Consider the following 12,976-nt stretch of genomic DNA (forward strand, 5'->3'; position numbering starts at 1 on the left):
AATCTGATAAACAAGGGGACCAAATCAATTGCCCGTTCTGGAAAATCATGCCTGCCTTCAATCCGCTCGTCGAAAAGCTCTCACCGCCGCCCGTGCCCTCCGTTTTTGCCTGGGGACGCGCTTACGACGGCTCCAAGGGGCCATTGATTGACCTGTCGCAGGCCGTGCCCGGCTATCCCGCTCATCCCGAAATGCTGAAGCTTCTCGGTGAAACGGCATCCTCCACCGCGTTTACCGGTTACGGACCGATCGAGGGCGAAGCGGAGCTTCGTCGCGTTTATGCCGAGCATGCATCGGAGGTCTATGGCGCGTCTCTTGGCACTGACAACATCCACGTCACTTCCGGCTGCAACCAGGCTTTCGTCTGTGCCGCGATGACCGTCGCGGGGCCCGGCAACACGGTCCTGATGACCGAGCCGTTTTATTTCAACCACGAGACGACGCTCGCGATGATGGGCGTGAAGACGGCGTTCGTGGCCTGCGCGGCGGAAAACGGCTTTCTTCCCGATCTGGTCAGCCTCGAGCGCGCGATCACGCCGGACGTCCGCGCACTGGCGCTGGTCTCGCCTAACAATCCGACAGGGGCGATTTATCCGCCGTCGTTGCTCGAAGCGATCTTCCGGCTCTGCCGTGAAAAGGGCATCTGGCTGATCCTCGACGAGACCTATCGCGACTTCATGCCGGTGGCGGGCCAGGCGCCGCATAACCTTTTCAGCCTGGCAGGCTGGGAGGAAACGCTGATCAGCCTCTACAGCTTCTCCAAGTCCTTCTGCATCCCCGGCCATCGGCTTGGCGCCATCACGGCCGGTTCACGGGCGGTGGAGCAGATCGCCAAGATCATGGACAACCTGCAGATCTGCGCGCCTCGCGCCGCTCAGGCGGCTGTTGCTAAAGCGCTACCGCTGCTTGCAGATTGGCGGGAGGAAAACCGGCAGGAAATCGGCCGTCGCGCCGATGCCTTGCGATCCGTGATGCGGGGCTTGACCGGTTGGAAACTCGACGCGATCGGGGCCTACTTCGCCTTTGTGCGCCATCCTTTTGCTGGTGTCGGCTCGGCGCAGGTTGCGGAGCAACTGGCGAGGCGAGCCGGGGTCATCTGCATTCCCGGCGCGTATTTCGGGGATGGTCAGCAGAATTATCTGCGCTTTGCCTTCGCCAATGCGGACGTGGCGACAATCGGCCGCCTGAAGGAACGTTTGCAGAACTTTTCTCTGTCTTGATGCCGCCTGTCCGTATATAAGCGGATCATGGTTCAAAGAGCAGGAAGTGCCGATCTCCCGCTTCACGGCGGCCGTGTTCCCCCCTGGCTGGGCGAGCGGATGACGAAACTCGGGGCGGTCATCGCGCAGGCGATCGTCATCCATTATGGGCGCGACGAGTTCATGCGGCGGCTGGCGCATCCCTTCTGGTTCCAGTCCTTCGGCTCGGTCATGGGCATGGACTGGCACTCTTCGGGCATCACCACCAGCGTCATCGGCGCCTTGAAGCGCGGCCTGACGCCGCTTTCCGGCGAGCTTGGCATCCATGTCTGCGGCGGGCGCGGCCAGAATTCCCGCAAGACGCCGGACGAACTGATCGCCGTCGGCAACCGGGTCGGCATCGACGGCTGCGGGCTTGCGACGACCAGCCGGCTGGTCGCCAAGGTGGATAGCGCCGCCGTGCAGGATGGTTTCGACCTCTACCTGCACGGCTTCATCGTTACCGACGACGGCAAATGGGTTGTGGTGCAGCAAGGCATGAACGGCGACAGACGCCAGGCGCGGCGCTACCACTGGCTGTCAGAAGGCATTACGAGTTTCGTGGATTCACCGCACGCGGCGATCGAAGGCCGCAGGCAGGGCGAGATCGTCAACCTCGCCGACCACCGGGCCGATGCTTCGCGAAAGGGCCAGTTGGATCTTCTTTCCTCATTGGGGCCGGACCGCATCGTTCGCGAGGTGATTGCGCTCGATCCGGCGCGCAAAGCAAAAGATCTGGCGCAGCCGATGCTGCCGCATCTCGTCATGCCGGCGCATCACGACGTCCGGGAGGACGACGTCAACATGAAGCGGCTGCATGGCACGCTCGCCGCCGCAGCCGACCGAGGACCGGAAGATTTCGAGCAGCTGCTTCTGACGCCCGGTGTCGGCGCGCGTACGGTTCAGGCGCTTGCCATGGTGGCAGAGGTCGTGCACGGCGCGCCTTGCCGATTTTCCGATCCGGCCCGTTTTTCGCTCGCTCATGGCGGCAAGGACCGGCATCCTTTTCCTGTGCCGATCAAGGTCTATGACGAGACCATCAAGGTGATGAAATCGGCCGTCGGCCAGGCGAAGCTTGGCCGGGAGGAGGAACTGCAGGCTCTGAAGCGGCTCGACGATCAAGCCCGGCAGCTCGAGCGCTATGTCACAGGTCCAGACTTGAAGGAGATCGTCGCCGGCGAATTTCGAAAATCCCATGAATGGGGAGGCCGCAGCGTCTTCGGTTTCGAACCGGCGCCCGAAGAATCGGCCGAAAAGCGCGGCGCTAAGGGGGAACGATGATGTCTCCCGATGGTTCTCGATAGAACCAAAAGGAGGATCATCATGGAACGCAATGATGCCAACCGGGAAGCCGCCCGTTTCGGCAATAGCCGTCCGAACATCGCCAAAAGCTCCGGTACCGGCGAGGAAACTTCGAAGAAGTACCCCGATCCATCGACCGCTGATCTCAACAAGGCCCGAAAGGTCTGGGATGCGGAAGGTCCCGGCAATCCGGCGGGCCGTGTTGCTGACGCGGGCGACGCCGGTCAGACAGTGCCTTACGATATCGAGACGCAGGCAGATGCGGTCGCCGAGCAGAGCGGACGCAAGGACAAGCACTGACAGTTCAGGCAGTCGCGCCGACCGTTTTCGTCTGATGGATTTCGATCAGCGACGGGCCTTCAAGCCGGCGGAAATTCTCAAGAGCCGCCGGCAATTCTTTGATGTCCCCAAGGCGCACCGAGGGCAGACCGTAAGCCTCGGCGATCTTCAGGAAATCGGGCGGAGAAGGTTTTACGCCTTCCGGCTCGATGCCGTTTTCGACCATGTAGGTCTCGATCTCCTGATAACCGTCGTTGTTCCAGACGAGGAAGATGACGTTTGACCCGGCATCCTTCGCCGAGCCCATCTCCGCCAGGGTAAACTGAAACCCACCATCGCCCGTCACGCAGACGACCGGCGTTTCCGGTTCGGCAATCGCTGCGCCCACGGCGGCCGGAGGACCGTAGCCAAGCGCGCCGTAACCGGTCGCGGCATTAAACCAGCCATGCGGCCGGCCCGCTTCATAATAGAGGTTCCCCGCATAAACAGCCTGCGTACTGTCGCCGACGATGATCGCGCCGGGCAGGGTATCGCGGACGATGTTCAGGATGCTGATCTCGACGCGCATCTTCGGTGTCAGTTCTGCCCGTGCGGCCAGCCGGGTCTCGTTTGCCCGCCCCGCTCCGTCAGACTGCCGGCGGTTGCCGGATCCGATTGCAGCCAGGAGGTCGGATGCGGCGTTTTCCGCGGAAGAGAGGATCGAAAGCGCCGCCTGCGGGCCGCGAGCCAGCTGGGCGGCGTCGATATCCACGCGGATCAGGTTCTTCAGCTCCGGAAAACCGCCGTTCCCATACATATCGTAGTCTGTCTGTCCCATCTGAGTGCCGAAGGCGAGAACCAGATCGGCATCCGCAATCAATTTCCGCACGGATTTCACGCTGGGGCTCGCCGGTACGGACAGCGGGTGATGCGCGAAAGCGCCGCGGGCATTGGTGGTTGTCACCAGCGGTGCGTCCAGCCGTTCGGCGAGCGTCAGAATGTCCTTCGCCGCCGGTACAGCGCCGCCGCCCACCAGGATCACAGGCCGGTGGGCTGCAAGGCAACGGCGAGCGGCTTCATCGATCGTCACGGCCTCGGCGCGTGGGCGGCTCGCCGCAACGTTACGCAGGCGTGGCGCCTTGATGCGCGCCGCCATCACATCGGTCGGGATTTCGATATGCACCGGCCCCGGCCTTCCCGAACGGAGGATCGCGAAAGCCCGTTCCATTACGTCGCCCAGGTCTTCAGGGTTGTGCAGCGTATGCGACATCAGCGCCAGCGTCGCCATCATGCCGCGCTGGTCCGGCAGTTCGTGAAGCCGGCCGCGGCCATGACCGAGCGTGGCGCGCGCGTTGACGCCCGAGATCACCAGCATGGGCACGGAATCCTGATAGGCCTGCGCCATGGGCGTGATGATGTTGGTCAGCCCTGGCCCGGTGATGACGAGGCACACGCCCGGCTTGCCGCTGACGCGGGCATAACCGTCCGCCATGAAGCCCGCGCCCTGTTCGTGGCGCGGCGTCACGTGACGGATTTTCGAGGCGGCGAGCCCGCGATAGAGTTCGACGGTGTGGACGCCGGGAATACCGAAGACGACATCCACGCCATTGGCTTCCAGAAGATCGATCAGCGTCTCGCCGACGGTCTTCAGGTTGCCGCTCATGCGCGCTTTTCCTTGCGTGACACCAGGCGGCTTGCGAGGTCGCCGATGCGCCCCATCGCCGTTTCGAGCACGTCATCGGGCATGGTCAGCGAAATGCGCAGGAAGCCGGCGGCCTGATCTCCGAACGAGGAACCGGGCATGACCGCGACCTTTTCTTGATGCAGCAGTTCCCAGGCAAATTCCTCGCCGCCGAGGCCGGTCGACGTCACGTCGAGAAGGATGAACATGCCGCCTTCCGGAGGCATCGGCTTGACCAGATTGCTGCCGGCAAACATCTTCGCGACGATCTCGGCACGTCGACGATAGTTTTCGCGCATGATGTCGGCGGTGTCGAAGTGCTGCGAGAGAGCCATGGCCGTCATGTCGGAGATGAAAGGTTGCACACCGAACAGCATGGTCTCCGAAACAGGCAGAAGCTTTTCGCAAAATTCCTCCGGACCCGCCGCCCAGCCGCTGCGGAAGCCCGGGGCGGCATGAGATTTGGAGATCGAGGAAACCACAATCGTCCGCTCCGCAAGCTCCGGCAGGTCGAACGGAGAGGCGAAGGGCGTGCCTTCGAAAATCAGTTGCTCGTAGACCTCGTCGCAGACGATCCAGAGATCGTGGCGCCGGCAGACTTCGCCGATCTTTACGATTTCCGCAGCCGTCAGAACTGCGCCGGTCGGATTGTGCGGCGTATTGAGCAGCAGTACGCGGGCTTCCGGAGTCACTGCCCGTTCGAGATCTTCTGCCTGCAGGTGGAACTTCTTCTCCGGCCGAAGCGGCACGGGGATCATATGCGCGCCGGTGGAGGCAATGACGCCTTCATAGGTCGCGTAAAGCGGGTCGCCGACCAGCACGCCGTCGCCGGCTTCGACAAGACCGGTCATGACGCCGTAAAGCGCCGTCTGGGTGCCGGGGAAGCAGAGAAAATTGCGTTCTGTGACGCCGGGCCGGCGCTTCGCGTATTTCTCGACCAGCGCTTCGAGCACCGGAGGTTCGCCGCGGCCGTTGGAATAACGGGTCCGGCCTGCATACATGGCGCGGGCAGCCTCGTCTAGCAGCGCCTTGTCGGGCGCGAGGTCCGGTTCGCCGATCGTGAGCTCGATAATCTCCTCGCCGGAGGCCTTCATGCGCCGGGCAGCGAGATGGAGCGCCCAACGGCCGGAACCGAGATGGGCGAGACGGTCGGTGATCGAGGCATAGCGCATCGGTTTTTCCTTTTGTTATCGTTCGTCCGCAGAAAGTTCGCCGGGTTCGAGACGCAGCAGCGCTTCCACGGATATCAGGGCATTCCCAGCCAGTTCCTTCTCGGCGAACATGTCGGCAGCCAGCGTTCCTTCAAGCCAGAGGCCGTCCACCAGCGCGTTGAGTGCAATGGCATGCGCGCGGCATTCCTTCGAGCTGACCTCCCGGTTCTGCTCCGCAAAGAAGGCGGTCAGTAGGGTCTCCAGCGCTTCCAGAAAGGCGAAGTAGTTTTCGCGGTGAATGGCGGCAAAACTCGGATCGATCTGGATATGGCTGATGAAGGCCGCCCAGAGCGAGAGGGTGCGCGGGTCCGTGACCGGTGGCGTGACGTTGGCGACGATGAAGCGGCGCAGTCGAGCCTTGGCGGTCTCGCCTTCGATCGCTGCAGTGATCGCGGTTTCCGTCATGCCCGTCATCACCTTGCGGTAGGCGGCCTGCAGCATCTGGTCCTTGCCGGCGAAATAATGCCGGATCAGCCCCCCGGTAACGCCGGCGCGCGTGGCGATCTGGCGCACCGTCGCGCCCTGGATGCCGAACTCGGCTATGCAGTCGAGCGTGGCAAGGATCAGGTCCTCACGTCGCTCGGCCTCGCTCGCCCGGTGGTAGCTGCGTCTGCTCGACGTCATTTCTGGACCTCAAGCGGCCATCCGTTTCTATCACGCATCAAAGACGTGGAGATTGCTCGAGAGCCGTAAGCGGTCATGGTGTCCATTACCTGGGAAGTCGAGTCGGACGGTGCCGCTCTTTTTCGATTTCGGTGTTATTATACGGTTGAATAATTTCCGCACAAGTGCCAGACTTCTTTCCACAAGGCCGCGTTACCAGCGCCGCGAGCCCAAAATCATAAGCTGGGGGAACAGTGCGAAATCGTGTGACCGGCCGGTTCTTGGCCGGCGGTTAAGGCTATCCATGACGGATTCGGCGCAGGCCATAGAAGTCGCGAACCTGCATAAACGTTTCGGTCCGTTGGAAGTGCTGAAGGGCGTCTCGCTGACTGCCCGTCAGGGAGACGTGATCGCCATCATCGGCGGCAGCGGTTCAGGAAAGTCCACCTTTCTGCGCTGCATCAACATGCTGGAGCTGCCGAGCGCGGGGACGATCACAATTCATGGTGAAACCATCGCGATGAAGAAGGATGGCCATGGCGGGCTGGCGCCGTCCGACCGTCGGCAGGTGCAGCGGATCCGCTCCCGGCTCGGTATGGTCTTCCAGAGCTTCAATCTGTGGCAGCACATGACGGTGCTGCAGAATGTCATCGAAGTGCCGGTACATGTGCTGGGGCAGCCGAAGGACAAGGCAATCGAGATCGCCGAGACGTTGCTGCGCCGGGTCGGGCTTTACGAGAAGCGTGACGCCTATCCCGCCTTCCTCTCCGGTGGCCAGCAGCAGCGGGCCGCGATTGCCCGGGCGCTCGCCATCCAGCCGCTGGTTATGCTGTTCGACGAGCCGACCTCGGCACTCGATCCGGAACTGGTCGGCGAAGTGCTGTCGGTCATCGGCGATCTGGCCCGCGAGAAACGGACGATGATCCTCGTCACCCATGAGATGAAATTCGCCCGCGAGGTCTCGAACCACGTCGTTTTCCTAGACAACGGCCTCATCGAGGAACAGGGGCCGCCCGAGGTCATGTTCGGTGCTCCCAAGTCGGAGCGGCTCAAGAAATTCATCAGCTCCATTCATTGACCAAAACAAGAAAAGGGGAAAATCATGAAGAAGATCATTAAGATGGTTGCCTTGGCGATTGCTGTCGGTGCCGCGGCCCTGGGCGCTGCCCAGGCGCAGGAAGTCAAGGTGGGCTTTGCGGCTGAGCCTTATCCGCCGTTCACCTCGCCGGATGCGAGCGGCAAATGGGTCGGGTGGGAAATCGATTTCATGGAGGCGATGTGCGCCGAGGCAAAACTTAACTGCATTCCGACGCCGATCGCCTGGGACGGCATCATCCCGGCGCTTACCACCAAGAAGATCGACATGATCGTCGGCTCCATGTCGATCACGGAGGAGCGCCAGAAGACGATCGATTTCTCCGACAAATACTATAACACGCCGACTGGTATCGTTGGGCCCAAGACCGAAAAGTTCGACGCCACGCCGGACGGTCTCAAAGGCAAGATCATCGGCGTTCAGGTTTCGACCGTCCATCAGGAATATGCGAACAAATATTTCGCCGCAGGGGCCACCGAGATCAAGGAATACCAGACGCAGGATGAGGCGAACCAGGATCTCGCGGCCGGACGGCTGGATGCGGTTCAGGCCGATGCCATTGCGCTCGACGCCTTCCTTGCCTCCGATGCCGGCAAGTGCTGCGACCTCAAGGGCAATGTAAAGGACGATCCGGCTATCCTCGGTGCCGGCGTCGGTGTCGGTCTGCGTAAGGGCGAGACGGAACTCAAGACGAAGATCAATGCGGCGATCAAGGCGATCCGCGCCAACGGCACCTACGACAAGTTCTCGAAGAAGTACTTCGATTTCGACATTTATGGCGGCTGAGCGGTAGCGACGGCCCATGCCGTTCAACCTCGACATCCTCGCTCTCTCGCCGCCCGGCTGGGGCGGCGTCCTTCTCGGCGGGCTGCTGGCCTCTCTTGAACTTGCCGCAGGCGGCTATCTGCTCGGCCTCGTCATCGGGGTCGGCGGCGCTTTCGGCAAGCTTTATGGCGGGCCGATCCTGCGTGATCTGCTCGAAATCTACACGACCCTCACCCGCGCCGTGCCGGAACTGGTGCTGATCCTGCTGCTCTATTATGCGGGGACGGATGCCGTGAACCAGCTCTTTCTGTTGATCGGCCTGCCGGCGGTGGATATCAGCGGGCTTGCGGCCGGCATCTTCGTCATCGGCGTCGTGCAGGGCGCCTATTCGACCGAGGTGCTGCGTGGCGCGATCAAGGCTGTGCCGTCAGGCCAGATCGAGGCGGCGTGCGCCTATGGCATGTCGCCGTTCCAGGCGCTCCGGCGCGTCACGCTGCCCGCCATGCTGCCTTACGCCATTCCAGGCCTTTCCAATCTCTGGATGATCGCTACCAAGGATACTGCGCTGCTGGCGGTCGTCGGCTTCAGCGAACTGACGCTGGTTACCCGGCAGGCCGCCGGTTCTACCAAAGCCTATATGACCTTCTACCTTGCGGCTGGCGTCCTCTATCTCCTGGTGACGCTCTTTTCGAACATCATCATCGGCTTCATCGAAAGGCATGCGCGGCGCGGCATGCCGCGCACGGTCTGACGGCATGAGTGAAGAAACGTCTATTCTGCCGATTTACATTCCGCCAAAGGCGCGCAGCCTGCTCGAGCCGCACCGGCTGTTCCTGGCGGCGGTATTCCTGATGATCGTCCTCTGCGCCGCCTGGCTTCTGCGCTGGGACTGGCTGCCGAAATACGGGCCACGGCTGGTGTACGGCGTCTGGCAGACGTTGGTCATGCTGTTCTGGACCTCCGTCATCGGTTTCCTGCTGGCGCTGCCGATCGGACTGGTGCAGGTGACGGGACCGCGTCCGCTTGCCTGGCTTGCCAAAGGCTTTTGTACGATCATCCGCGGCACGCCGCTGCTGCTGCAGCTCTGGCTCCTCTATTACGGCCTCGGTTCGCTCTTTGCGCAATATCCGGAAATCCGCTCGTCTTTCCTTTGGCCTTATCTGCGACAGGCCTGGCCTTACGGCTTCACCGCGCTGATGCTGTCGTTCGCGGCCTATGAGGGCGAAGTGATGCGGGGTGCCTTTGCCGGTGTGCCGCGCGGAGAACTGGAGGCCGCGCGGGCCTTCGGCATGAGCCGGTGGACGGTGTTTCGTCGCATCTGGCTGCCGCGTGCGATCCACCGGGCGCTGCCGACGCTTGCGGGGGAAACGGTCCTGCAACTCAAGTCGACGCCACTCGTTGCAACCATCACCGTGGTCGACGTTTATGCGGTGATATCGAAAGTTCGGCAGGATACCTTTCTCACCTATGAGCCGTTGCTTTTGCTTGCGCTGATTTATCTTTGTCTGACGGGCGCTCTCGTTGGAGGGTTTCATCTTCTAGAGCGTCGCATACCGACCCGCGGCGCCTGATCAGCGCCTTCCGCCGGCGAGCCGCAGGGAGTCGGGTCTGCGCCGCAAGACCAGCATCGAGACCGTGCCGAATATCGGTCCGACCGCAAGGACGACAAAGGCCCACCGCCAGCCGCCAAAAAAGTCCGCCACATGCGGCATCAGCCAGATCATGAAGATCGTAAGTGCAAAACCCATACCCATCTGCAGCGACAGCGCGGTACCAATGTAGCTGCGGTCGGCAAGCTCGGTGACCGCGGTCGAAAACTGCGCGGAATCTCCGATGATCGAGATGCCCCAGATGACAACCACCAGCGTCAGCAGCCAGAAGGGGCCGTCGAAGACGAGGCCGATCAGGAGCGCGCAGGAGCCGGAGACGATCATCATTCCCGCCGTCGTTGCGGTGCGGCCGAAACGGTCGGAAAGCGCTCCTCCGGCGAAGCAGCCTACGACGCCTGAGGCTACGGCTGCAAAAGTCAGTAGTGAGGCTTCGCTGTTGATCCCGCTGCCGCCGTTGCCGAATGCTGCTGTCAGATAGGCGAGAAGCCAGGCCCACATCGCATAAAGTTCCCACATATGCCCAAGATAGCCGCCGTTCACCAGAAGCAGGTTGCGGTCCTTCAACACCCGGCCGATCTGGCGCGGATCGAACAGCGCCTTGCCGAAGGGATAGGGGCCTTCTCGGGTGAAGAAGAGAAAAACGGCTGCACCGACCAGCGTGGCGCTGCTCGAAAGAACTACGACATTCTGCCAATCGACGGCCGAAGACACACCGCGGAAGAGATGCGGCAGGGAAGATCCAGCGGTGATCGCTCCGATGACACCGGCAAGCGCCAGGCCGCGGCCCGAGACGAACCAGGTCGCCACCAGCTTCAGCGCTGGCGGATAGACGCCGGCGAGCGCAAAGCCGGTCACTATCCTGCAGAAGACTGCGCCTGCAGGGCCTGGTTCCAGAAGCACGGCAGCGTTGGAGAGCGCCGCGAGAAGGGCGGATGCGGCCATCAGCCGGTTCATGCGGATGAGGTCCGGCAGGTTGAAGAAACTCGCCGAGAGGGCGCCGATGACGAACCCGATCTGGACGCCGTTTGTAAGCCATGCGGCAGCACCTTCCGACAGCGACCAGGCGCGTCTCAGTTCCGGTGCGATGGCGTTTGCCGAAAACCAGGTGGAGAAGGAGAGCACCACGGCAAGGCAGAGAACTGCCAGCATGCCCCAGCGGCCTTGTAGCTGCGGTCCAGGAGACGTGGCCGTACTCATCTCATCCAGTCGTTCGATATCTAGCGGCGACGTGCCTGTCGGGCAGCCGTGGCGATCCGAATAGCTTTTCACGAAATGTGCCTTCGCGATAGCTGGTCTTGTAGAGTCCGCGTTCCTGCAGGATCGGGATCACCAGTTCGATGATATCGTCAAAGCACTCCGGGACGACGGTGCGCGACAGATTGAAGCCGTCGACGCCGGACTGGCTCATCCAGTCGGCGAGATTGTCGGCGATCTGTTCGGCCGAACCGATCATCGGGGTCTGCCGGCTGCCGAGCACCATCTGTTCCAGCAGCTTGCGCTTGGTCCATTGCGGCCCGGCAGTCCGGGTCATCGCTTCCACATTGGAGACGATCGCGGAACTCTTGCCCGTCTCGATCGGCTCATCAAGGTCGTATTTCGAAAAGTCGATGCCGAGCGAGCCCGCGGCATGGACGAGTGCGCCCTCCGAGCTGACATAAGCCCGATAATCCTCGAATTTTTCGCGGGCTTCCTTTTCCGTCCTGCCGGTGACGATTGTCGCGCCCATGAAAACCTTCACGTCCTCGGCCTTGCGTCCGTATTCCATGGCGCGGGCACGGATGTCGTCGACGATGCCTTTAATCCCCTCGATCTTCTGGCCGTTGACGAAGACGCATTCGGCATGGGTGGCTGCAAATTGCCGGCCGCGGATCGAGGAACCGGCCTGATAGAGAACGGGCGTGCGTTGCGGCGAAGGCTCGCAAAGGTGCAGCGCGTCGATACGGTACTGCTTGCCATGGTGGTGAACCTTGTGGACCTTGGCCGGGTCGGCATAGACGTGGTCCAGCGGATCGAACACTACCGCATCATCCTCCCAACTGCCCTCCAGCAGCTTGTACATCACCTCCATATATTCATCCGCGAGGTCATAGCGATCGTCATGTGCGGCCTGCGTGTCGAGGCCGATCGCGCGTGCTGCGCTGTCGAGATAGCCGGTGACGATGTTCCAGCCGATGCGGCCGCCGGTCAGATGATCCAGCGTCGACATGCGCCTTGCGAAAAGGAAAGGCGGTTCGTAGGTCAGATTGGCGGTAATGCCGAAGCAAAGATGATCGGTGACTGCCGCCATCGCCGGCACCAGCAGCATCGGATCGTTGACCGGCACCTGAACGGCGCCTTTGAGAGCGGCCGCGCCGCTGCCGCCGTAGACGTCGTTGACCCCAACGACATCCGCGAGGAAGATGCCTTCGAACAAGCCGGCCTCGAGCCTCTTTGCATAATCCGTCCAGTAGCGAAGCTGCGTATATCGATGCGACTGATCGCCAGGATGCGCCCAAAGCCCTTGCTGGATATGCCCGACGCAATTCATATCGAAAGCATTGAACCGAATTTCGCGCGCCACGAAGTTCCCCTTATGTCGTTGCAGTCCCTGTGCGTCTCTTATAGGATTATCTCGTCTACTATAGAAGACGAGCCTGAGAAGGCAAGCGGAACGGAAGATGGAACAGGATCCGGTTCAAGCGATCGCGAAAAGATTGAAAATGGAGCGGGAGGCCCGCGCCTGGTCATTGGCCGAGCTGGCGGAGCGTTCCGGGGTCTCCAAAGCGATGATCAGCAAGATCGAACGCAGTGAGGCAAGTCCGACCGCCACGGTGCTTGGCCGGCTTTCCGGCGCCTTCGGCTTGCCGCTTTCGGTGTTGCTGGCGCTCGCGGAAAGGGAACGGGAGCGGATGGCTCCGCATCGCGAGCAGCCGGTCTGGACCGATCCCGAGACGGGTTATACGCGCCGGGCAGTTTCGCCGCCGAACTCGATGCTTGAGCTGATCGAAGTGTTCTTGCCTCCCCATGTACGAGTGCCTTACCCGGCATCGGCCTTCGCCTTCCAGCATCAGCAGATCTGGGTTCTTTCCGGAAAGCTCGATTTCCAGGAAGGGGCAGTGCTGCATCATCTCTCGGAGGGTGATTGCCTGCTTCTCGGATCGCCGGCCGATTGCTCCTTCTTTAACCCCGGAACCGAACCCACCCGCTATGTCGTGGCGCTGACGCGCCGTTAG

The 12,976-nt window shown here is 61.9% G+C and carries 13 protein-coding genes; 8 read left to right on the forward strand and 5 right to left on the reverse strand.

Features of this window, described 5'->3' with window-relative positions:
* Positions 1-47: 47 nt before the first annotated feature.
* The 3 genes from EDE05_RS08235 to EDE05_RS08245 are packed head-to-tail and all read left to right on the forward strand — an operon-like array spanning position 48 to position 2,840.
* Entirely contained in the window at positions 48-1,220 is a 1,173-nt protein-coding gene (locus EDE05_RS08235; protein ID WP_105371415.1) for an aminotransferase, read from the forward strand.
* 27 nt (positions 1,221-1,247) lie between these two features.
* On the forward strand, positions 1,248-2,519 hold the full coding sequence (locus EDE05_RS08240) for a DUF763 domain-containing protein (RefSeq protein WP_105371416.1): 1,272 nt from the start codon (positions 1,248-1,250) through the stop codon (positions 2,517-2,519).
* Positions 2,520-2,561: 42 nt separating this feature from the next.
* Positions 2,562-2,840: a hypothetical protein gene (locus EDE05_RS08245; protein WP_105371417.1), complete on the forward strand. Its 279-nt coding sequence runs from the start codon at positions 2,562-2,564 to the stop codon at positions 2,838-2,840.
* Between the two features lie 4 nt (positions 2,841-2,844).
* On the opposite strand, the gene EDE05_RS08250 is transcribed toward EDE05_RS08245, so the two are convergent.
* From EDE05_RS08250 to EDE05_RS08260, 3 genes are read right to left on the reverse strand one after another with little or no spacing between them, the layout of a single operon-like run.
* The gene (locus EDE05_RS08250; protein WP_105371418.1) at positions 2,845-4,461 is read right to left on the reverse strand and encodes a 5-guanidino-2-oxopentanoate decarboxylase; all 1,617 of its coding nucleotides are present in this window, start codon (positions 4,459-4,461) and stop codon (positions 2,845-2,847) included.
* The gene (locus tag EDE05_RS08255) at positions 4,458-5,651 is read right to left on the reverse strand and encodes a pyridoxal phosphate-dependent aminotransferase (RefSeq protein WP_105371419.1); all 1,194 of its coding nucleotides are present in this window, start codon (positions 5,649-5,651) and stop codon (positions 4,458-4,460) included. Before EDE05_RS08255 ends, EDE05_RS08250 begins: the two co-directional genes overlap by 4 nt.
* 15 nt (positions 5,652-5,666) lie before the next feature.
* Positions 5,667-6,314 carry a TetR family transcriptional regulator C-terminal domain-containing protein gene (locus EDE05_RS08260; RefSeq protein WP_105371420.1) on the reverse strand — a complete coding sequence of 216 codons (648 nt, stop codon included), beginning with the start codon at positions 6,312-6,314 and terminating at the stop codon, positions 5,667-5,669.
* A 283-nt stretch (positions 6,315-6,597) separates the two neighbouring features.
* On the opposite strand from EDE05_RS08260, the gene EDE05_RS08265 reads away from it, so the two are divergent.
* From EDE05_RS08265 to EDE05_RS08280, 4 genes are read left to right on the forward strand one after another with little or no spacing between them, the layout of a single operon-like run.
* The gene (locus tag EDE05_RS08265) at positions 6,598-7,371 is read left to right on the forward strand and encodes an ATP-binding cassette domain-containing protein (protein WP_105371421.1); all 774 of its coding nucleotides are present in this window, start codon (positions 6,598-6,600) and stop codon (positions 7,369-7,371) included.
* A gap of 24 nt (positions 7,372-7,395) precedes the next feature.
* Positions 7,396-8,175: a transporter substrate-binding domain-containing protein gene (locus EDE05_RS08270; protein WP_132409443.1), complete on the forward strand. Its 780-nt coding sequence runs from the start codon at positions 7,396-7,398 to the stop codon at positions 8,173-8,175.
* A gap of 16 nt (positions 8,176-8,191) precedes the next feature.
* Positions 8,192-8,905 (forward strand): ABC transporter permease, encoded by a 714-nt coding sequence (locus EDE05_RS08275; protein ID WP_105371423.1) that lies wholly within the window; start codon positions 8,192-8,194, stop codon positions 8,903-8,905.
* Positions 8,906-8,909: 4 nt separating this feature from the next.
* Positions 8,910-9,725 (forward strand): ABC transporter permease subunit, encoded by an 816-nt coding sequence (locus EDE05_RS08280; protein WP_105371574.1) that lies wholly within the window; start codon positions 8,910-8,912, stop codon positions 9,723-9,725.
* On the opposite strand, the gene EDE05_RS08285 is transcribed toward EDE05_RS08280, so the two are convergent.
* Both EDE05_RS08285 and EDE05_RS08290 read right to left on the reverse strand, forming a co-directional pair.
* Positions 9,726-10,961 carry an MFS transporter gene (locus EDE05_RS08285; RefSeq protein WP_132409441.1) on the reverse strand — a complete coding sequence of 412 codons (1,236 nt, stop codon included), beginning with the start codon at positions 10,959-10,961 and terminating at the stop codon, positions 9,726-9,728. It abuts the gene before it with no gap.
* Position 10,962: 1 nt separating this feature from the next.
* Positions 10,963-12,324 (reverse strand): LLM class flavin-dependent oxidoreductase, encoded by a 1,362-nt coding sequence (locus EDE05_RS08290; protein WP_105371425.1) that lies wholly within the window; start codon positions 12,322-12,324, stop codon positions 10,963-10,965.
* Positions 12,325-12,421: 97 nt separating this feature from the next.
* On the opposite strand from EDE05_RS08290, the gene EDE05_RS08295 reads away from it, so the two are divergent.
* Positions 12,422-12,976: an XRE family transcriptional regulator gene (locus EDE05_RS08295; RefSeq protein ID WP_105371426.1), complete on the forward strand. Its 555-nt coding sequence runs from the start codon at positions 12,422-12,424 to the stop codon at positions 12,974-12,976.

It is taken from the genome of Neorhizobium sp. R1-B (genome assembly GCF_004368875.1).
GTDB classification, from domain to species: domain Bacteria; phylum Pseudomonadota; class Alphaproteobacteria; order Rhizobiales; family Rhizobiaceae; genus Neorhizobium; species Neorhizobium huautlense.